Origin of the sequence: Vibrio sp. 10N.286.52.C3, assembly GCF_041468865.1 — a bacterium.
GTDB classification, from domain to species: domain Bacteria; phylum Pseudomonadota; class Gammaproteobacteria; order Enterobacterales; family Vibrionaceae; genus Vibrio; species Vibrio crassostreae_C.
Genome location: NZ_JBFRJM010000059.1, coordinates 59349 through 79587 on the forward strand (window position 1 = coordinate 59349; position 20239 = coordinate 79587).

Annotated in this window: 17 protein-coding genes and 2 pseudogenes; 7 read left to right on the top strand and 12 right to left on the bottom strand. The window is 45.1% G+C overall.

The features are described from left to right. Positions 1-100: 100 nt before the first annotated feature. Complete coding sequence (locus AB4138_RS18410; protein ID WP_017061655.1) at positions 101-940, bottom strand: helix-turn-helix transcriptional regulator; 840 nt, start codon at positions 938-940, stop codon at positions 101-103. A 379-nt stretch (positions 941-1319) separates the two neighbouring features. On the opposite strand from AB4138_RS18410, the gene AB4138_RS18415 reads away from it, so the two are divergent. The 4 genes from AB4138_RS18415 (at position 1320) to AB4138_RS18430 (ending at position 6650) form a co-directional block, all read left to right on the top strand. Then, complete coding sequence (locus AB4138_RS18415) at positions 1320-3224, top strand: fructose-specific PTS transporter subunit EIIC (protein WP_372307195.1); 1905 nt, start codon at positions 1320-1322, stop codon at positions 3222-3224. Between the two features lie 94 nt (positions 3225-3318). Then, entirely contained in the window at positions 3319-4536 is a 1218-nt protein-coding gene (gene manA / locus AB4138_RS18420; protein WP_102393943.1) for a mannose-6-phosphate isomerase, class I, read from the top strand. A 247-nt stretch (positions 4537-4783) separates the two neighbouring features. Beyond that, positions 4784-5224, top strand: coding sequence for a PTS sugar transporter subunit IIA (locus AB4138_RS18425; RefSeq protein ID WP_017092234.1), 441 nt, complete (start codon positions 4784-4786; stop codon positions 5222-5224). 13 nt (positions 5225-5237) lie between these two features. Further along, positions 5238-6650 carry a fructose-specific PTS transporter subunit EIIC gene (locus AB4138_RS18430; protein WP_371705494.1) on the top strand — a complete coding sequence of 471 codons (1413 nt, stop codon included), beginning with the start codon at positions 5238-5240 and terminating at the stop codon, positions 6648-6650. A gap of 157 nt (positions 6651-6807) precedes the next feature. Here the strand turns inward: AB4138_RS18430 and AB4138_RS18435 are convergent, their stop codons facing one another. The 4 genes and pseudogenes from AB4138_RS18435 to AB4138_RS18450 all read right to left on the bottom strand — a co-directional run bounded on the left by AB4138_RS18435 (position 6808) and on the right by AB4138_RS18450 (position 10847). Next, complete coding sequence (locus tag AB4138_RS18435) at positions 6808-8313, bottom strand: bifunctional diguanylate cyclase/phosphodiesterase (RefSeq protein ID WP_102393945.1); 1506 nt, start codon at positions 8311-8313, stop codon at positions 6808-6810. 208 nt (positions 8314-8521) lie between these two features. Continuing rightward, positions 8522-8745 (bottom strand): annotated as a pseudogene (locus AB4138_RS18440) (GGDEF domain-containing protein); the annotation flags it as partial. Positions 8746-8755: 10 nt separating this feature from the next. Next, a pseudogene (locus tag AB4138_RS18445) lies at positions 8756-9051 on the bottom strand (LysR family transcriptional regulator); the annotation flags it as partial. 170 nt (positions 9052-9221) lie between these two features. Then, on the bottom strand, positions 9222-10847 hold the full coding sequence (locus AB4138_RS18450) for an ABC transporter substrate-binding protein (RefSeq protein ID WP_102320879.1): 1626 nt from the start codon (positions 10845-10847) through the stop codon (positions 9222-9224). Between the two features lie 144 nt (positions 10848-10991). Between AB4138_RS18450 and mpaA the strand changes: the two genes are divergently transcribed. Continuing rightward, a complete protein-coding gene (gene mpaA, locus AB4138_RS18455; RefSeq protein WP_136974150.1) occupies positions 10992-11699 on the top strand; it encodes a murein tripeptide amidase MpaA in 708 nt (235 codons plus the stop codon). 407 nt (positions 11700-12106) lie between these two features. On the opposite strand, the gene eat is transcribed toward mpaA, so the two are convergent. Genes eat through AB4138_RS18470 form a run of 3 tightly spaced genes read right to left on the bottom strand, consistent with a single transcriptional unit; the run spans position 12107 to position 15803 of the window. After that, positions 12107-13504, bottom strand: coding sequence for an ethanolamine permease (eat, locus tag AB4138_RS18460; protein ID WP_372307199.1), 1398 nt, complete (start codon positions 13502-13504; stop codon positions 12107-12109). A gap of 24 nt (positions 13505-13528) precedes the next feature. Then, on the bottom strand, positions 13529-14398 hold the full coding sequence (gene eutC, locus AB4138_RS18465; protein ID WP_136974151.1) for an ethanolamine ammonia-lyase subunit EutC: 870 nt from the start codon (positions 14396-14398) through the stop codon (positions 13529-13531). Beyond that, positions 14391-15803: an ethanolamine ammonia-lyase subunit EutB gene (locus tag AB4138_RS18470; protein WP_017061645.1), complete on the bottom strand. Its 1413-nt coding sequence runs from the start codon at positions 15801-15803 to the stop codon at positions 14391-14393. The genes eutC and AB4138_RS18470 overlap by 8 nt, the downstream gene beginning before the upstream one ends. A gap of 200 nt (positions 15804-16003) precedes the next feature. On the opposite strand from AB4138_RS18470, the gene AB4138_RS18475 reads away from it, so the two are divergent. Continuing rightward, positions 16004-16924 (top strand): helix-turn-helix domain-containing protein, encoded by a 921-nt coding sequence (locus AB4138_RS18475; RefSeq protein WP_017067657.1) that lies wholly within the window; start codon positions 16004-16006, stop codon positions 16922-16924. 104 nt (positions 16925-17028) lie between these two features. Here AB4138_RS18475 and folM read toward each other — a convergent pair whose 3' ends face one another. From folM to folK, 4 genes are all read right to left on the bottom strand, one after another. Further along, a complete protein-coding gene (folM, locus tag AB4138_RS18480) occupies positions 17029-17745 on the bottom strand; it encodes a dihydromonapterin reductase (protein WP_372307202.1) in 717 nt (238 codons plus the stop codon). Beyond that, entirely contained in the window at positions 17742-18380 is a 639-nt protein-coding gene (folE, locus tag AB4138_RS18485; RefSeq protein ID WP_048611743.1) for a GTP cyclohydrolase I FolE, read from the bottom strand. Before folE ends, folM begins: the two co-directional genes overlap by 4 nt. Positions 18381-18398: 18 nt before the next feature. Continuing rightward, on the bottom strand, positions 18399-18770 hold the full coding sequence (gene folX / locus AB4138_RS18490) for a dihydroneopterin triphosphate 2'-epimerase (protein ID WP_017067658.1): 372 nt from the start codon (positions 18768-18770) through the stop codon (positions 18399-18401). Positions 18771-18867: 97 nt separating this feature from the next. After that, complete coding sequence (gene folK / locus AB4138_RS18495; protein ID WP_372112529.1) at positions 18868-19365, bottom strand: 2-amino-4-hydroxy-6-hydroxymethyldihydropteridine diphosphokinase; 498 nt, start codon at positions 19363-19365, stop codon at positions 18868-18870. A 512-nt stretch (positions 19366-19877) separates the two neighbouring features. Between folK and AB4138_RS18500 the strand changes: the two genes are divergently transcribed. After that, positions 19878-20239 (top strand): nuclear transport factor 2 family protein (locus AB4138_RS18500; protein ID WP_372307205.1); only part of this gene is annotated, 362 nt, incomplete at its 3' end.

A 20239-nucleotide genomic window follows, 5' to 3' on the forward strand; every position in this document is an offset into this window, starting at 1 on the left:
AAGCAAATTGATCACCACAACACAGAGCTCACTGTGGTGATCTAGTCATACAAATTTCGGTCGTATAAGCTCTGGTCAAAAATGGCAATTTGAAGGGATATTAGATTGAACCACGATATTCAGTCGGGGTTCTTCCGGTGCGGTTTTTGAATACTCGGCAGAAGTAATTCACATCCTTAAAGCCACAACGTACCGACACTTCATTGAGCTTGAAATTGTATTTCTTGAGCATGAACTTGGCGCGGTCGATTCGCACACGTGTAATGTATTCAGCCAGCGTCATGTGGCCTTGTTGACGAAACATTCGCGACAAATGGTTGGATGAAATACTAAAGCGCAAAGCGATGCTGTCTCGCGTGATCTGGCGGTGGAAATTCTCTTGGATATAGATACAGATCCCTTGATACACATCCTGTACGCGGCTGTGAGACTTCTCGACAGGCGCATCCAGCATCGTCTTGCTGTATTGAAGCAACGCTTGCAGCAATAATTCATCCATCGGCTGCTTGTTGCTCTCGCGCGCTAACGAGCTGAGCGCCTCCAAAATATTATCAATCGCAAAGCCAGAGCGAGTCTGAATACTATGCTTTTGGATATCGTAGAAGCTCTCTTCCCCTTTGCGCTTGCTCACCAAGCTTAAACCAAGCTGACGACGCCCAAACAACATACTCAGTACCGAACAATCAGTATCCCAGTTCGGCTTGTTCCAACAGTTAGGCGGGATGAAAATCGCATCCCCTGCTTTCGCAACAACATTGGTGATCTTGCGATCATGACTCTCCATTTCATTAATATACTCACCGTCGAGCACCAGCTCTAAACGCGGAAAGTTCACCTGATAACTGAATGCTGAAGGCGTGTGAAAATCTCCCGCAAACCAGATGTTATGAAACGGTTCTCGCTCGTTTAATACCGACGAGATTAGGTCATGAAATATCATTGTTTCGAACTCTTATAAGCAGCAATAAGGCTACGGGAATAGATATACTCCTTAGTGAAACATAGCGCTATTGAGCAAAATCACAATTTGAGATCTAGGTTACAAAAATCCAGTAGTGGAAATAAATCTCCAGTCTAAGGCCAGATTTAGAACACTGTTATCATGATAGAAAAATCAATCTAAGCCCTTATCAATAAAAGCGTTATAACCTCATAAAAGCTGTCAACACTCCCCCAAACAGGCACTCCTAACCGATCAAAATCACACTCCATTTATAAGGCAACAATCATCCAGTAAATGCATTTTTTCTTCACTACAGAAGGCAAGCCGTAGATTCCAGAATACCCCTAACAAAATAAAAACAGAGTAGGGGTTCATTATGATCACGACATTGATCAACCAAAATTTGATTAAGCTTTCGCTTAGCGCTAATTCAAAAGAAGACGTATTTAAAGAGCTGATCGAGGTGCTGTACGCACAAGGTCGAATTTCAGACAAAGCACAGTTCCTTACCGACATTAAAGCTCGTGAAGAACAAGGTAATACCGGATTTGAAGAAGGTATTGCTCTGCCACACGCGAAAAGCACTGCGGTGATTAAACCCGCGGTTGTTATCGGTGTCCATCAACAGGGTATCGAGTACGGCGCAGATGACGGCCAGCCATCAAAACTGTTCTTCATGATTGCCTCTCCTGATGGTGGTGATAATCACCACATCGAAGTACTGGCGGAGCTTTCTTCAAAACTGATTGAAGAAGGCTTTATCGAAAGCTTCATGAATGCTCAATCTGAACAAGAAGCTTTGGAATTACTGCTTACCAAACCTGAGCCTTCAGAAACGGAAACCAACGTTAAGAAACAAGGCTTCATCATTGGTGTAACTGGCTGCCCAGCTGGCGTTGCACACACTTATTTAGCAGCTGAAGCGCTAGAGAAAGGCGCGGCGGCTCTTGGCTACGACATCAAGGTCGAAACCAACGGCTCTATCGGCGTTAAAAACAGCCCGACTCAAGAAGAGATCGAACGCGCAGATGCGATTGTCGTGGCTTGTGATAAACAGGTCGACATGGCTCGCTTTGCCGGAAAACGCGTTATCAGCACCAATGTAAAAGCACCAATCAAAGACGCACAAGGCTTGATCAAGCAAGCTCTCAATGCACCTAGCTACCAAGCTGAACAAACGCCGACCAACCAATCTGTTGCAGAGAAAGCCTCACAAGCACGTTCAGACCTTTATCGTTACTTGATGAATGGCGTATCTCACATGATCCCATTCGTGGTGACGGGCGGTCTTTTGATTGCCCTAGCACTAGCCATTGGCGGTGAGCCGAGTGAATCTGGCATGGCAATTCCTGCTGGCAGCATGTGGAACCAAATCCTAGAGGTGGGTGTGGTGGCCTTCACCCTGATGATCCCAATCTTGGCTGGCTACATTGCTTACGCGATTGCTGACCGCCCTGCCCTAACCCCTGGCTTAATTGGCGGCTGGATTGCCAACAACGGTTCTTTCTATGGCGCTGACGCAGGTACTGGCTTCATTGGCGCAATCATCGCGGGTTTATTAGTGGGTTACTTCGTTAAATGGATTACTTCGTTTAACTACCACAAATTCGTTCAACCGCTTGTGCCTATCATGATCGCTCCGATCACTGGCTCTTTGTTCATCGCAGGTCTGTTCATTTTTGTTATTGGCGCACCTATCGCTGGGCTGATGGATGCTCTTACTGCACTGCTAACCAGCATGAGTACAGGCAACGTGGTTCTGCTTGGTATTGTCCTTGGTGGCATGGCCGGCTTTGATATGGGCGGCCCGTTCAACAAGGTGGCGTTCCTATTCTCAGTCGGCATGATTGCCAGCGGTCAAACTCAGTTCATGGGTGCAATGGCGTGTGCAATCCCTGTCGCTCCCCTTGGTATGGCTATCGCAACCAGACTTGGCCGTAAGTTCGACCTATTCGAATCTTCTGAGATTGAAGCAGGTAAAGCAGCAGGCGCGATGGGCTTGGTGGGTATCTCTGAAGGTGCGATTCCATTCGCGGCTCAAGATCCAATGTCAGTTATCCCAGCCAACGTGCTTGGCTCAATGACTGCTGCGGTAATGGCGTTCTCGTTTGGTATCACCAACAGTGTTGCTCACGGTGGTCCAGTGGTCGCTCTACTTGGCGCAATGAACTACCCACTGCTAGCACTGTTGTGCATGGCGTCTGGTGCAGGCGTAACTGCGGTTACTTGTATCGCACTTAAAAATCTACGCAAAGCCAAGCTAGCAACAGCAGCGGCTTAAGCCATTTCAACTCCAATGGCTTGAGTCCACTCTAGTCTCGCATTTCATTAAGCCGAGTAGAGCTCAAGCCATGTTTCCCTTCATGGTGATTTCGATGTCTGATTTTTCTTTAGCGAACGATTCGTTCGTCCAACGTTTTTTCTACCCTATGACCAACGTGATTCAGAACTACGCATGGGGTAGCCCTTCTTCGTTCAGCCAACTGTTTGGTACTGATAACCAGTCTGGTGAGCCGCAAGCGGAGATCTGGATGGGTGCTCACCCTAATGGTTGTTCGATGGTCACTGACAATGGTCAGCAAACCACGTTGTCGAACCTTATTTCCAAGAACCTAAACCTGTTTCTAAGTGAGAAAGTCGCAAGTCGTTTTGGTGAACTTCCGTATCTGTTTAAGGTATTAGCGGCTGAGAAAGCGCTCTCTGTTCAAGTTCACCCGAACAAGCAGCAAGCCGAATCTGGCTATGCTCTTGAAGAGCAGCAAGGCATTCCGATGACGGCTGGCAACCGCAACTACAAGGATCCCAACCACAAGCCGGAGCTGGTGTATGCATTAACCGACTACACCGCGATGAATGGCTTTAGGTCGATCAACGAGATCCTTGAACACTTCCATTATCTCGACATTGCAGAGCTTCATTCGATGGTTAACGATCTCGCGGGCGACCAAACGCCCAATGGATTAGCCAGCTTCTTCGCGAGCTTATTGTCTTTGCAAGGTGAACAAAAAGGCATGGCGCTGACCATGTTGCTGATGAAGGCCAAGCTTTCTGATGCACCCGTGTTCCAGTTGATTTCAGAATTAGAACAGCAGTATCCAGGGGATGTCGGCCTGTTTGCTCCGCTGCTATTGAACGTGCTCACCTTAAAGCCCGGACAAGCCATGTATCTGGATGCCGAGACACCTCACGCTTACATTAAAGGTACGGGCTTAGAAGTGATGGCGAATTCAGACAATGTACTCCGCGCAGGGTTGACGCCTAAGTACATGGATATCAATGAATTAGTCTCTTGTACTCAATTCAATGAAAAGCCTGCGGATAGATTACTGCTCAGCCCGATTGAGCAAGGTGATGTGATGGAATATCAAATTCCAGTCGAAGATTTTAAGTTCTCTATCGTGCAAAACTCACATCAGAGGAAGATCACTACCGAAGGTGCCGAGATCCTACTGCCACTCGATGAATCCATGGTGCTAACCCATCAATGTGGTGAAACCTGCGTAATAGAGAAAGGCCAATCGGTGTTCATTCCCGCTTACGCTGAGAGTTACAAACTCGATTGCGTTGGCCGAGTAGCGCGTGCTTACAGTTAGCTCTCCCGAGTAGATACAAACACTGATCATGCCCTGCTTTGCGGGGCATTTTTCTTCCTACAGAAAGTTATTTCAACACCGAAGTACACCATTAAATATGACTCATCTCACACTGGATGAATGATGCAAATCACACTTAATTTTGCTTGGTACAAATGTACAGTGAAGGGCTTTTATTTGCTATTTCGCGAATCGGGTTAATCCATTAATTTTAATTCAAGAACTTCAATAGTGAATGAGTTAATAAATGATCACACAGCTAACTAACGTCAACTTAATTAATAGCAACCTTCAAGCGAATAATAAAAAAGAACTGTTTGAAGAATTGGCAAGCATGTTATTTGAGAACAACCGAATCAGTAATAAAGAAGCCTTCTTGGCAGACATCGAAATTCGTGAATCTCAAAGCATTACCTCAATGGACGGCATCGCTTACCCACACTCAAAAAGTAAGGCGGTAACTGAGCCAGCAATCGCTGTCGGTGTTAAGCGTGAAGGTATTGAGTATGGCGATGAAGACGGCATCAATCCAACCGTGTTTTTTATGATTGCCTCACCCGATAACGGTGCTGACCATCATATTTACGTACTACAAGAACTATTTGGAAAATTCAGCGATGAATTTATTCAAGATATCCATAACGCAAAAGACGAACAACAGATCCTTAATATTTTAATTAATTCATAAGGCGTAGAAAATCATGAGCACCCTAACAACTCAAGCTACGAATACCAATAATAAAAATAGTAGTAGCGACTTTAAAAAAATCCTTAGTACCATGAAAGGCCACCTGCTTTTCGGAACCTCACACATGCTACCTTTCATCGTAGCCGGTGGTGTTCTGTTGGCGTTAGCGGTAATGGCATCAGGCAAAGGTGCTGTACCAGCAGACGGCATGCTAGCAGACATCTCTAATATCGGTATCAAAGGCCTTGTTCTTTTCCCAATCATTCTTGGCGGCTTTATTGGTTACTCAATTGCAGACAAACCAGCACTTGCACCTGCGATGATCTCTTCTGGCATCATGGCAGACATGGGCGGCGGCTTCCTTGGCTGTATCGTGGCAGGCTTTATCGCCGGTGGCGTGGTGTTCCAACTTAAGAAGATACCACTTTCTGCAAACATGACGGCGCTGGGTGCGTACTTTATCTACCCGCTTCTAGGTACGTTAATCTCTGCAGGTATCGTACTGTGGGGCATCGGCGAGCCAATCAAACTGTTCATGTCGTCTATGAACGAGTTCCTAGCTTCAATGGCTGGCGCGTCTAAGATGGTTCTGGGCACAATCCTTGGCGGTATGACGGCGTTTGATATGGGCGGCCCTATCAACAAAGTAGCGACCCTATTTGCTCAAACTCAAGTAGACACCCAACCATGGCTAATGGGCGGTGTAGGCATCGCGATTTGTACTCCACCTCTAGGTATGGCTCTGGCGACTTTCCTATTCAAAAACAAGTTCTCTAAACAAGAGCAAGAAGCAGGTAAAGCAGCAGCAATCATGGGTTCTATCGGTATCTCTGAAGGTGCTATCCCATTCGCAGCGAATGACCCAATGCGCGTTCTTCCTTCAATCGTAGCCGGTGGTATCGTTGGTTGTGTGTTTGGCTTCATGACAGACGTTCTGCTGCACGCACCGTGGGGCGGCCTAATCACTGCGCCAGTATCAAGCAACATTCCAATGTACGTGGTCGGTATTGCACTTGGCTCGCTAACCACAGCCGTTATCGTTGGCTTCTGGAAACCAGTCGCGGTAGAAACAGAAGAAGATATGGTTGAAGCGCCAGTACAAGCTCAAGCGGCTCCTGAAGCAGGCGAAGGTGAGTACGACATCGTAGCAGTAACATGTTGCCCTTCTGGTGTTGCACACACCTTCATGGCAGCGAAAGCACTAGAGAAAGCAGGCTTAGCCGCAGGCCTTAAGATTAAGGTAGAAACTCAAGGTCAAAACGGTATTCAGAACCGCATCAGCGACCTAGACGTAGCGAACGCAAGACTGGTTATCTTGGCTCACGATATTCAAGTGAAAGACGCTCACCGCTTTGCTAACGCGAACGTGATTGAGTGTTCAACCAAAGAAGCAATGAAGAAAGCCGCGACTATGGTGGCTATTTAAAACCTGAAACAAGTTAGAAGATAAAATTACTACCCCCTAGTAACTAAAATCCCCATTCGTTTTGTCAGCGAATGGGGATTTCTTATAGTTAGGCCAACAGCATCCTTCTCGATACAAGTCATCTGTATCTCTGTAGCCTAGATGAAAAAGTATTAAGTTATGTTGTTGAACATGGTTCTATTTCAGAGGTGAGACTTTCTTTCAACTGCTTATATGGCATCGGGTAGCCCAGATAATAACCTTGGGCTTGTTCGCAATTTAACGTTTTCAAAATTGACAGTTGTTGAGCATTTTCAACCCCTTCAGCCACAACACTAATGCCAAACCCTCGCGCTATATCAATGATACCAGACGTTATAGCTCTAGAACGATAATCATCTTCTAACCCACTGATGTAACTGCGATCGACTTTGATTTCATCTACATCCAATTTGCTAAATATACCAAAAGACGTGTAGCCAACACCAAAATCATCTATCGAAAAGGACACCCCTTGTTTTTTTAACTTCTGAACAGCGATTGCACACTGATCTATATCTTTCAAAATAGCGGTTTCAGTGATTTCCAGACAAAGTAAGCGAGCAAACTCGGGATCCTTTCGTAGATATTCGTCCAGATGGTTCATGTCATCAACGCTATTTAGCTCTACCGCTGAAATATTGACCGAGACACTATTAAGCTCATTCCCTAGCAAGCCATTAGCCCTAAGTTGTGACGCAGTCTTCTCTAGAACTAACGTAGTCAAATCACGACAAAAATAATTCTCTTCTGCTAGCGCGACAAAGATATCCGGTGAAACGACACCATAGCGCTCATGCGTCCAACGAGACAACACCTCCACACCTGCGACGAGTCTACTTTCAATGTTGAATTTAGGCTGAAACACAATATCAATCGCTTTGTCATCAATCGCTTTACGTAATTCTTGCACCATTTCTTGACGTTGACGTTCAAGCTCAGTGAGTTTTGGGTCATGAAATTCAATCGTGTCCTTGCTTTTCTTTGCTTCAGTTAAGGCGTGGGTAGCAGATGCCATGAGTTGCTTGGCATTATTCCCATCCGAGGGGAATAGAGCAGCGCCAATACAACAAGTGGCGTGGATATCATAACGATAAGCACACTGGTTAAATCTACGATGTACGAGGGCAATGTAGGATTCAATATGCTCCGTGTGGTTGAGTTTAACCAAGCACGCGAAGCCATCTGAGTGCACTCGTGATGAAAGCGGTTGATGCTCTATAGGAAGTTCAATAGATCGTGCGATATCTTTTAAAAATGAATTAGTATTCTCGAATCCGATCTGGTCAGCGACAGATTTGAAGTTATCAATGTCTAATAAGAAGAGGACATAATGGTCACTGGCTTGAGAATTTTTCAGTCTTTTATTTAAATATCGATAAAAGACTGAAGGGCTATGAAGTCCGGTGACACTATCAAGATCGTTGGCGCTCTCTAAATCGCGATTATTTTTCCGAACCATTACCCATAACAGAGCAGACGTTAGAATGATAAATACCAGACCTTTGACTGTCTGTGCTAAGGCATGTTCACGCAAGTCATTTGATAATGATTCAACCGCGAGATCAGAAAATAAAACCCATAAAGATGAAAGTATTAGGTAGCTGAATACTATGCTGGCCGGATATCTTTTTGTCTTGTTCATCGTTAGCTGCTATCTCTCAGTCTAATGTGTCATGACTTATATGTTATAAATTGCTCATAACGTAGCACCAACATAAATCGCAATCTACCGCTCGCGTTTTTATTTTTGACTTTTATTTACCGATTTTCGTCATCACTTTGCACGACGAAAGCCTTTTAGGGCTAAACATGCCAAAAATAATTTGTGTGGATGTTGGCTCTTAGTCAAACTAAGAGCTGCCGATCGCTTTTGTTGATGCCGGGTATGACTCTTCAATCACAATTGTATTTCGTCCTTTTAGCTTTGCTTGATAAAGCGCGCGATCGCACAGTCTTTCCACTTTTCCTTTTCTGATAGCAAGCTAATACCAAAACTAGACTTAATTGTTAGAGTTGGTTGTTGCTCAAGTTTGATCTTCTGAATTGCTGAGCGTAATTTCTCTGAAAGGGCTGCACACCAGTTACCAATGTTCTTGAAACAATCGCTCGCAATGAGTGTCTTCGCTTTCGACCTTGCCGTTGGTCAGCTCGATATCGACATTCTGACAAGGGTTAGTTGATGGCCAGTCCACCAGCTGAATATTAAGCCTGATAAAAGAGTATTTTTTATAAAAGGATGGCAGGCGAGGAAGGTTTCTAAACTTTTGAGCTGTTGGCTAACCGCCGCTTGCGTGACACAAAGCTCTCGGGCAGCCGCGCCAATGGAACCAAGACGAGCAACAGCTTCGAACGCAACAAGAGCACGTAGAGGGGGTAACATGGCTTCACCTGATTGAAATAAAAGTGAAAAATACTTCAATCAGGTTTCAGTTTTTTGCGCTTACCGTTACAGATTAATGACGAAGGGACGTTGATCAGATATTTATGATCAACGTCCCTTTTCTTTATTTCATGTTCTTAGCGGTGTGTCGCCGCGTGAATCAAACGCAATTACTCTTTGATGTAGAGATCCTTAGAGTAGATACGCCCTTCCACATTGTTTTTCGCAAAACCACCGACACTTGGTCGCACTAGGCGAGCCTGCATGTAGTAGTAAATTGGTGCGATCGGCATATCTTCTGCCAACAACTGTTCTGCTTGATCATAGAAACCTTGGCGATCTTGTTCACTGGTTGCAGCTAAGGCGCTGTCCATTGCTGCGTCGTACTTGTCGTTATTGTAACGAGCAAAGTTACCCGAAGAACCAGAGCGCAATAGGCTCAAGAAGGTTGATGCTTCGTTATAGTCACCACACCAAGAGGCGCGCATTACATCGAAATCACCTTGGCGACGTGACACCAAGTAAGACTTCCACTCTTGGTTTTCAAGCTCAACTTGTGCACCTAAGTTGCCTTTCAGCATTGATGCAATCGCCACTGCTATGGACTTGTTCGATTCACTGGTGTTGTAAAGCAGTTTGAAGTCCAACGGATTAGACGCATCGTAGCCCGCTTCTTTCAGTAGCTCTTTTGCTTTTTGATCACGCTCCTTCTGAGTCCACGTGCTGTATTCAGGTTGTGTTGCATCAAAACCAGCCGTGTACTCATGAGCAAAGGTATAAGCCGGTAAGTTGCCCACCTGAGTCACACCATTGGTGATAACGTCACGCATCATAGAATAAGAGACAGCTTTACGTACTCGCGCATCATCAAAAGGTGGTCGCGTAGTATTGAATGCGTAGTAGTAAGTACACAACAGAGGCACTGTGGTAAACGCATCTTGATATTTGCTTTTAAGCTGCTGCGCCATGTGTGTAGGCACGTCCGAAGTAATATCGACCTCGCCCACCGCATAACGGTTAATCGAGGCATTCTGATTCTCAAACGGAATATAAGTTACTTCGGTTAAGTGGGTATCTGAACTGTCCCAGTACGTCGGGTTCTTCTTAAGCTCAATGCGCTCGTTCACCACCCACTCATCTAGTACGAATGCACCATTACCAACAAATTGCTTAGGATCGCTCCACGGCTTGTCACTACTTTCTAGGGTTGCTTTGTGCACTGGCATCATGGATGTGTGGCCTGTCATCGCCACAAAGTAAGGCACTTTACTATCGAGTTCGAATTTCACCGTGTGTTTATCGACTGCAGAGATACCTAACTCTTCAACGGGCTTTTTGCCTTCGGCTACGTCAGCAATGTTGTTGATTTGAGTAAGCTTGAGATACCAAACATTCGGCGATGCCGTTTTAGGATCGACCGCGCGTCTTATCGCATACACGAAATCATCGGCCGTCACCGGATCGCCATTCGACCATTTCGCGTCTTTACGTAGGTGGAATACAAACGTCTGGTTGTCTTCGGTTTCCCAAGACTGTGCAACACCTGGGGTGATATTGCCATCGCGATCTTGAATCACTAAACCTTCAAATAGGTCACGTAGAATGTGCATTTCTGGCAGGCCTTCTGCTTTCGCAGGGTCAAGCGTCGCCGCTTCTGCATCGTTAGCACGAACTAAATGTTGTTCTTTCGCCAGAGAAGTTCCCGCAGGCAATGTGTCAGCAACGGCAGTTACTGAGATAAAAGGGGTCAATAGAGATGAAATGAGTAAAGCCGTTGAATGTTTCTTAAAATCCATATGTTTTTGCTCTCCTAGCCTATCTTTGAAGCAAGTAATAAAATTAACAATGCGACTGTTGACGAGTTTTAACGCTTTAGTTTATTTAAGTAAGTTTGTGTAATCGTTAATACTTGATAGTACTTGATCAATCAGGAGATAAAGGTGAGTTCAATTCCAAGAACAGAAAGAGCTGCATTTTCAATAAAGCCGCTGTCATATGGAAAATCAGTGTTGGGTGCGCCTTTGCTCTATTTCCCCGCGCAAATAGAAAGCGAGTCTCGCGGGCTGATCTTAGCAGGCACACACGGTGATGAAACCGCTTCTATTGCAGGATTATCTTGTGCGCTGAGAAGCTTGCCAGCCGCCAACTTGAGACACGATGTGATCCTGTCGATGAACCCAGATGGCAATCAATTAGGCACTCGCGCCAACGCAAACCAAGTCGATCTGAACCGCGCCTTCCCAACTCAAAACTGGACAGAAAACGGCACCGTCTATCGCTGGAGCTCCCACACACCAGTCAGAGATGTAAAAGTGAAAACCGGGCAAGCCGAACAACTTGAACCTGAAGTGCAATCGCTCATAAACCTCATCGAACAGCGCCAACCTAAATTCGTCATCTCTTTTCACGAACCACTCGCCATGGTCGATGACCCCGATCGATCAGAACTCACCACTTGGCTAGGTAAGCAATTCAACCTGCCGCTCGTTGAAGACGTCGATTACGAAACCCCAGGCTCATTCGGCACATGGTGTCAGGAAAGAAACCTACCGTGCATTACTGTAGAACTACCGCCCGTTTCTGCGGATTTAACTATAGAAAAGTATTTGGATGCGTTTGTGGCAGTGTTGGGGTGTGAGGGAAATTAGTCTGGAGTAGGCTACATATACACAGCGAACAGTAATTCATCCTAATTACTAGTGAATCATATATTCCGTCTACTGAATCAATCCCATTCATAATCTATGCCGAATTCTTCCTTTGCATCATTTCAACTTATCTTTAGAGAAAGGCAATCGACATGATTAGCGCGATGAAAACTTCACTATCAATGAACTTCGGGGCTCGTCGCTATGAATCTAACTCGTTATAAAAAATCATGACAAGTGTCTGGACAAAAACGTTCCAAGAAAATGATCCTAAAACGGCACTATTTCTGAATTAATATTTATCGTTAGAGGTGATGGCGATTGGGGTTTACACGCAAGTTACTACAAGTAGTGTAATAAAGGCTCCAGCAAAGCACTAGAGCCTTAAATACCATTAGAAATTGAATCTAGTTAGTAGCCTCAAGCTCTTTCTCTGCAACCGACAGCATCTCAAACTCTTCCTCAGCGGTCGATGCGACCAATTTCTTACGGCTATATAGGCCATAATAAGCACCACCAATCACAAAGAGTCCCATAGTCATAAAGAATGCAGATGGGTCAAAAGCATAAACACCCGTCATTGCAATAAGCGACAGCACTAGTGAAGTGCCGGAAGTCAGCATGCCACCCGGTGTTTTGTATGGACGGTGAAGCTCTGGTTGCTTGATACGCAACAATATATGGCTAAGCGACATTAATGCATAAGACACGGTCGCCCCCACTACCGCCATCGCCAAGATCAGGTCGCCTTCTCCGGTCAATGACACAGCAAAACCAAACACACCCGGCACCACTAAAGCACGAGCAGGCACTTTGTTTTGGTTTGTAAGCGACAAGCTTTGAGGCAAGTAACCCGCACGAGACAATGCAAACACCAAGCGGCTATAACCGTAGATAATCGAGAAGAATGAAGCAATAAGTCCTGCAAGTCCTAGTATATTAACAGCCGTTGCAACGGTTGGATTACCGGTCAACTTCAAGGCATCGACTAGAGGAACGGCGCTATTCGCAATCGCTTCAGAACCCACAGCGCCCGCAAGCAGCAGAACGACTAAGGTAGCGGTGACCAGTAAGAATAGCATTGCGCCGATAATGCCTTTGGGTACATCCTTGGCCGGGTTTTTCGCCTCTTCAGCAGCCAATGGAACCCCTTCTACCGCAAGAAAAAGCCACATTGCAAACGGTAGTGCCGCCCATACACCATACCAACCAAAAGGAAGTAGTTCTGTGGCTTGTGCGGTTGCCGGAGCGATATCAAACAGATTATTAGCATCAAACTCACTAACCAATACGCCTGCTGTCATAAGAATTGCTAGTACGGCTAACCCACTGATGACCATCATGACTTTCAGAGCTTCTCCTACCCCTGCCATATGAATACCGATAAAGATGGCATAAAAGATCGCGTAAACAAGAGGACCATCGATACCCATTAGTTCATTCACCGCTGAGCCAATAAAAATGACAATCGCGGCAGGTGCAAGGGCATACTCAATTAAGACGGATAAGCCGGTAAAAAATCCCCCCGTTGGTCCCATGGCTTGTCGAGCAAAACTATAGCCACCTCCTGCAGCGGGAATAGCCGCAGACATCTCCGCCAAAGAAAGGACAAGGGTAAAGTACATCACCGCCATAGCAATTGCAGCAATAAGAAAGCCTCCCCAACCAGCTTGACCGATACCAAAGTTCCAGCCTGCAAAGTCACCAGAGATCACGTATGAAACGCCTAACCCTGCTAGCAAAATCCACCCAGCAGTGCCCCTTTTAAGTTGTCTTTGCGCCAAATATTCCTGATGTTCTGACATTGTAAATCCCTCTATTTTTGTCTTTTATCCAATTAAAAAATTGCCTGTGTGCTTGTCTTCTAACTGCTCACCACCTTCTTCCTCGATACTCGAACGGTCTTTAAGGTTGACCCCAGAAAGCTCTAGCCGACGAGCTTCCTTCAATAGGTATACCGCTCGCTTACACGCATCTTCATAAGCCAACCCCTGTGGGCGAATATTAGAAATGCAGTTCCTATCAGAGTCTTTTGTTCCTCTTCTCGCCTGCCAAGTCAGGTACATACCCATGCTATCTGGAGAGGTCAGTCCCGGGCGTTCACCAATCAAAACCACCACCATCTTGGCTTGTAAGCACTCGCAAACATCATCTCCTATTGCCACTCGGCCCTGCCTCACAACAGTAATAGGAGCAACATGCCACGGCACTTCGTCTTCCCCTAATAAAGAAAGCAGATGCTCAATGACTGGATTTGCATGATTTTGAATGGCAATTGAAGACAAGCCATCAGCCACTACTATCGCGAGATCAAACGGGGGAGACTCTGAATGAAGAACGGCTTGCAACTGATTCCAACAGACGTCATCAAGCTCACGACCAAGATCCGGCCTTTGCAAATACATGAATCTGTCTGTCGCTTTGCTGTGCGCCTTAATTGGTGCCTGAGAAGTGTGTTGAATGACCGAGTTTGATTGAGCGATGAGCTCAACCAATGAATCCACATCTAAAGCACAATGAACGGCATCCATCGCCTGTGCATGGTCGAGTTGAAATGAAAGCAACTCTTTAGTTGGAACGCTATTTCCACTTCGACCCAGTGCAATACGTGCCGATGTAAAACCTTTAAGCTCGTGCCAAGGGTTTTGAGTTACCAACTTAGAAGCAGAATGTTTTGCCATAGAGACCACCTTACCCATGTGCGGGGCCTCCATTAAGTTGTGCTAGAGCGCCAGCAAATGAGCCGGAGAGTCGTTCATTTAGGCGCACATCTTTTACATCATCAAAAATCTGCATCTGAGTTAGCCACTCCTCAAACTCCGGCGCAGGTTTTAAACCCAACACCTTGCGTGCATAAAGTGCATCATGAAACGAGGTTGTTTGATAATTGAGCATGATGTCATCGGAACCCGGAATCCCCATAATGAACGAGCACTCAGCGACACCGAGCAATGTCAGTAAGTTATCCATATCATTTTGATCGGCATAGGCATGGTTGGTATAGCAGATATCACACCCCATCGGCAGGCCAAGCAATTTGCCACAAAAATGGTCCTCAAGCCCTGCTCGAATAATCTGTTTTCCATCAAAGAGATATTCAGGGCCGATAAAGCCGACCACGGTATTAACCAACAATGGATTAAAATGACGCGCTACGGCATAAGCCCGTGTCTCACAAGTTTGTTGGTCCACACCATGAAAAGCATTGGCAGAGAGAGATGTTCCTTGCCCTGTCTCAAAGTACATGACGTTACTTCCAACGGTGCCTCGGTTCAGCGAAAGCGCCGCTTCGTTTGCTTCTTTAAGGATCGAAAGGTTAATACCAAAGGTGTCGTTCGTACCTTGAGTGCCACCAATAGATTGAAAGACGAGATCCACCGGAGCGCCCATCTCAATCGCTTCAATCGTGTTTGTAACATGGGTTAATACGCAAGATTGGGTCGGGATCTGGTAGTGTTGAATGACCTCTTCCATCAGATTCATCAACTTAATTGCCTGTGGTACATTATCTGTTGCGGGATTAATGCCGATCACAGCATCACCATTGCCATACATCAAACCATCAAAAATACTGGCGGCAATGCCATTGAGAGAATCGGTTGGATGATTGGGCTGTAAACGGGTGGATAAACGACTAGGCAAGCCAATGGTGTTACGAAACGCAGTCACTACCCGACATTTTTTGGCGACTTGGATCAAATCCTGATTACGCATGATCTTACTCACTGCAGCCACCATTTCTGGAGTTAAACCAGGACGCAGCTTTGCAAGCGTGAGACTATCGGCTTCATCACTTAGCAGCCAGTTCCGAAAGTCTCCCACTGTAAGGTGATCAATCGCTTTAAACGCCTCTCTATCATGGCTATCAATGATTAAACGAGTAACTTCATCACTTTCATAAGGGATCACCGCTTCATTTAAAAACGTCTTTAGGGGCAAGTCTGCCAGTGTCATCTGAGCTACAACACGCTCTGCAGCAGAAGTCGCAGATACACCAGCCAAAACATCCCCTGAACGCTCTGGCGTAGCCTTTGCCATCAGATCTGCTAACGACTCAAAGTTAAAAACCAGGTGCCCTTGTTGTCGGCGATAAGCTGCTGTCATAAATTCCCTCTTCATAAACTGGTTCAGTTCTTGCTCAATAACCTTTTGTATATATGAGTAATTAAGCGATTTTTGAACCGAATGAATATCAAGAATCGGCAAACATAAAAAAGCATTAATAAACATAAACTTAAAGACACACTGTACTAATATGGGTCACATGGGTAGGTCATGGAATGATGAGAAAGGATGAAGAATTGATGCGTTATGCACCTAATTTGTGCACATTCAACACATTTGATGCAAATCAGCAGGCAGCCAGCCTCTTTAACTGGCAGCAAGAATATGACCAACTGAGTCAAGGAAGTTTTCTAGGTCAGATCCGTGAACGAAAATTTTCTCACGTGCACCTATTTCGAGAAGACAGCAACCGAAAACTCAAGCAGCAATGTCGTATTAATGAAGGGATTTGGTTAGGGATCAGTGCTAACGATAGACCTTTACACATCAATTACGCACAAGGTAATCCTGATAGTATTTTGATCCGTGAGGCTGGGGCGGATTTTGAGCTACTTACGCCAGAAACCTTTTCTATTTATGGGTTAGTCATAAGCCCTTCACTGGTTGAAATGATTCAGCAACAGCTAGAGATTGAATCATTAAACAGCAAGAGCCACTTTCTTGGTTGCTCTCAACACTACACCCAACAAATAAAAGCTTACTTGAGCTTACTACTCTCCCCGAGTCAATCTCGCTGGTCTTTTCAAACTCATCAATCCATTGTTCAAGATATGTTGGTCGAATTGTTCGCTCAATCGTCTAATCAAAATATGCAAAAAACCAATGCCTCACAGCGTGAGAACACAATGCGTCGAATTAGGCAGTACCTAGATAACTCGCAGTACCGTAAACCCGTCACCGTGTCTGAACTGTGCGATGCGGTTTATGTCAGTCGCCGTACGCTGCAATACACCTTTGAGTCCTGTTGTGACATATCACCAAAACAATTTATACAAAATGTACGTCTCAACCAGGTACGGCGCATTCTGCAAAATCCGAGCGAACAACGGTGCATCAATGAAATCGCCTTTGACTTTGGTTTTTTTCATCTGGGATATTTTTGCCAAAGCTACAAGCAGTTGTTTGGTGAGTCGCCCATGCAAACACGTTCTAATGTCTAAAACCCAAAAAGTGTCGAGGGACAACTTAAAAAAATGTAGTTAGACGATATGAAAGACGAATAGATTAGTTGACTATCCTGCCTCAAGATCACAACGCATGAACTTCACTTCAAGTGCCTGCCGCCATCAAGGTGCAAAGTCCTTCCTGTCATATAGTGACTAGCCAAAACAAACTTAATGCCATCTATCACTTCTTCAAAGCCTGCCTCTGAGGGAATCAGTGCTTTTTTCAGAGCTTTGGTTTTGTACGCCTCGTCATCATGTTCATTGAATTTTATCATGGCAGGAGAGAGAGTATTGACTTTCACCTTGGGAGCCAGCATCGCTGAGAACGACAGCGTCAGGTTGTTGAGTGCAGCTTTACTGGCCGCGTAAGCGATGTGTTTTTTACTGCCTTTTTCCGCAACGTAATCACTGATGTGGATGATGTCCGACGTTTTATCGCCAGACATTAATTGGTCTTTGAGCGTTAAGTTAACCAGATAAGGCACGGTAGCGTGAACCGTCATCATCTGGTTCATGATTTGTAATGCGTTTTCACTGGGATTTTTTTTGTTCTCCGGTTGCCAGTCGGAAGCGTTATGGATGATGGCTCGAATCGCCTTATATTCTTGACCAACATAATGCAAAAAACCCTCTAAGCTACTTTGTTGATAAAAATCTACCTGTTGCAAGTCGGCTCCACTGTCGCGCAGTATTTTCAGCTGGGGATAGTCGCTTCGGTAAGTGCCAACGACTTTGTATCCGTCAGATATAAGTTGCTGCGCCAGAGCGAATCCTAAACGCTTCCCCACTCCAGTTATTAGAATCGTTTCACTCATCGTAAAAACTCAGCTCTAGTTTGAGGGTTAGTTTTGAAACTGCCACCAAGCGCGGTTGTGGTGGTTTCAGAGTTAGCGTCCATAACGCCTCTCGATTTAACGCAGTAGTGAGTTGCTTTAATCGTCACAGCCACATTTTCTGTTTCAACCAGAGCCTGTATCGCGACCAGGATTTGTTGAGTAAGGCGTTCTTGAACCTGCGGACGCTGAGCAAAGAATCGAACAATACGGTTTATTTTAGATAGCCCAAGAATCTTGGATTCTGGGATATAAGCCACTTGTGCTAAACCATCGATGGTGATGAAGTGATGTTCGCACGTCGAAGTTAAATCTATATCCGATACCTTAACCATTTCATCAACTGACATTTTGTTGTCGATAACACTAATTTTGGGGAAGTTATTGTAGTCGAGCCCTGAAAATATCTCGTGAACGTACATCTTTGCAATGCGATGAGGTGTTTCAGCGAGACTGTCATCGGTTAAATCCAGCCCGAGCGTACTGACAACTTCCGTCAAAAGCCCTTTGATGCGGTTGTACTTCTGGTCGGGGTTCATTTCGCTCGATGTCATCGGGGTTTCAAGCCCCTTTTCGAGCAAAGCTTCTCTTACTTTTTCAGCTTCTGTGGTTAGCATTGAGTCGCTCCTTATGAGTTAATCTTCAAGTTCTGCTTCATAGCTCAGGGTGAGCGAGACGGAATCGGCGAAACGTAGAGCATGAGGCTTGTCAATTCTCACCTGAGCGTATCGGACCCATGAATGGTCGATACAAATACCGAGTACGTCGCTGGTTAACTTTTCTAAAAGCAGAAACCGTCCAGATTCAACATGTTCAATAATTTTTTTGCAGATATTTTTGTAGTTAAGTGCGTTCTCCACATCATCAGAGAGGCAAAGGTTGTTCGCGGGATAATGGATCTCCGCATTTATGACGATGTCTTGCTGCTTGGTTTTTTCTTCTTCGTTGAAGCCGATGAAGGTTCTTAATCTGAGATTTGTGATGGTGATAATCGCATTGTGATTCATAACAGTTTCCGATCCTTAGAAGGTAGAGTGAGTTACGTGCCTATTAGAGGAAAAGATCAATAAAGCTCAAGCGTTCTGTTTAAAGCAGTTACAGGGACTAAGTGAAGCTGACCTCGAACGGTATAAGTTCGGTTTTCTGACTCAGCTGATCGAAGTTGTTCCAGAGATGCTGAAAAGAGATATCTAGAGTGGGATGAAGTTCTTGCGCGGCAACATCAACTAACGGTCGAAGCACAAAAGCGTACTCGGTGATTTCACCTCGAGGCAGCTCTACTCCATCGATAGTGCCCACTTCGTTACCGTAAAGAAGGATATCGATATCCATCGTGCGCGAAGCGTATTCTTTAGTTTCACGCTTGCGGTCATTCTCTAATTCGATTTGATGCAGAACCTTAGCCAGTTCAGCGATAGAAAGGTCACATTCAAACCCAACGACTAGGTTTAGGAAGTTGTCTCCTTCAAAACCAACAGGCTCACAATCGTAAAAATTAGAGATGTGTAGAGGTGCAAAGCGGCTATTCAATGCTTTGAGAGATTCTGTGACGTGATATTCGCGGTTAATGTTGCTTCCGATGCTGACATAAACGGTGGCCATAATTTTTTCTCCCTTTTAATCGGCCTCTTACGTTGTAAGTCGCTAGGAAGATCAGCTATGGATCCGTTTGATGTAGGGAGGGTAAAAGAAAATCTCCCGACAACTCATATAGAGTTCGGTTCTGAGTCGGAAAGGAGGACTTTTGAACTAGAAAATGCCACGGGCGAAAATTCAGCTTATGAAGGTTCTGGACATAACCTTCTTAGAGTAATCACTTAAATTAGGAAAATACGGATAACTTTAGGTATCTTAAAGTCGCTTACTGGACGGTCCAGTCCCGCTCATTCAAAGCACATACCCCGTCAGCACACTTCTGGACAAGAAATCATTTTAGGCTCGGTTGTGCTCTTAAAATTTGACTGATCAGCTTTATTGCAAAGCCTATTGCCCAAATTCCCTTATCTACCACAGTACCATCAAGCTCAATACATTTGATTCAGCTCTATTCGACTTCTACTTTTACAGAGGGAGTCGTTTGCTTCATCCTACGTTCAACTAAACGGAGAGACGTAATGTTAAAAACAATTTTAGTGATATATTTCAGCTTATTCGCAGTAATTCAAGCAAGTTACGCAACAGACATGGATAAATCTAAGGCAGAACAATCTGCAAAAACCCTAGAGGTTGCCCAAGCTTTTCTGTGGGCTGCTGGATCTGGGGATATGGAAAAGCTAAGTACTCTAATGGCTGACGATTTTGTTTGGCATAATGAAGGAGATGATTCTATTCCTTGGATTGGTAACTGGGAGTCTAAAGAAACAGTTTTAAATACCTTCTTGCCTCGCTTTGGTGCTGGATTAAAAACAACGAGCTGGACTACAGATTATAGTTTTGCCAACGGTGATCAAGCCGTCTTTATGGGGACCATGAGTGC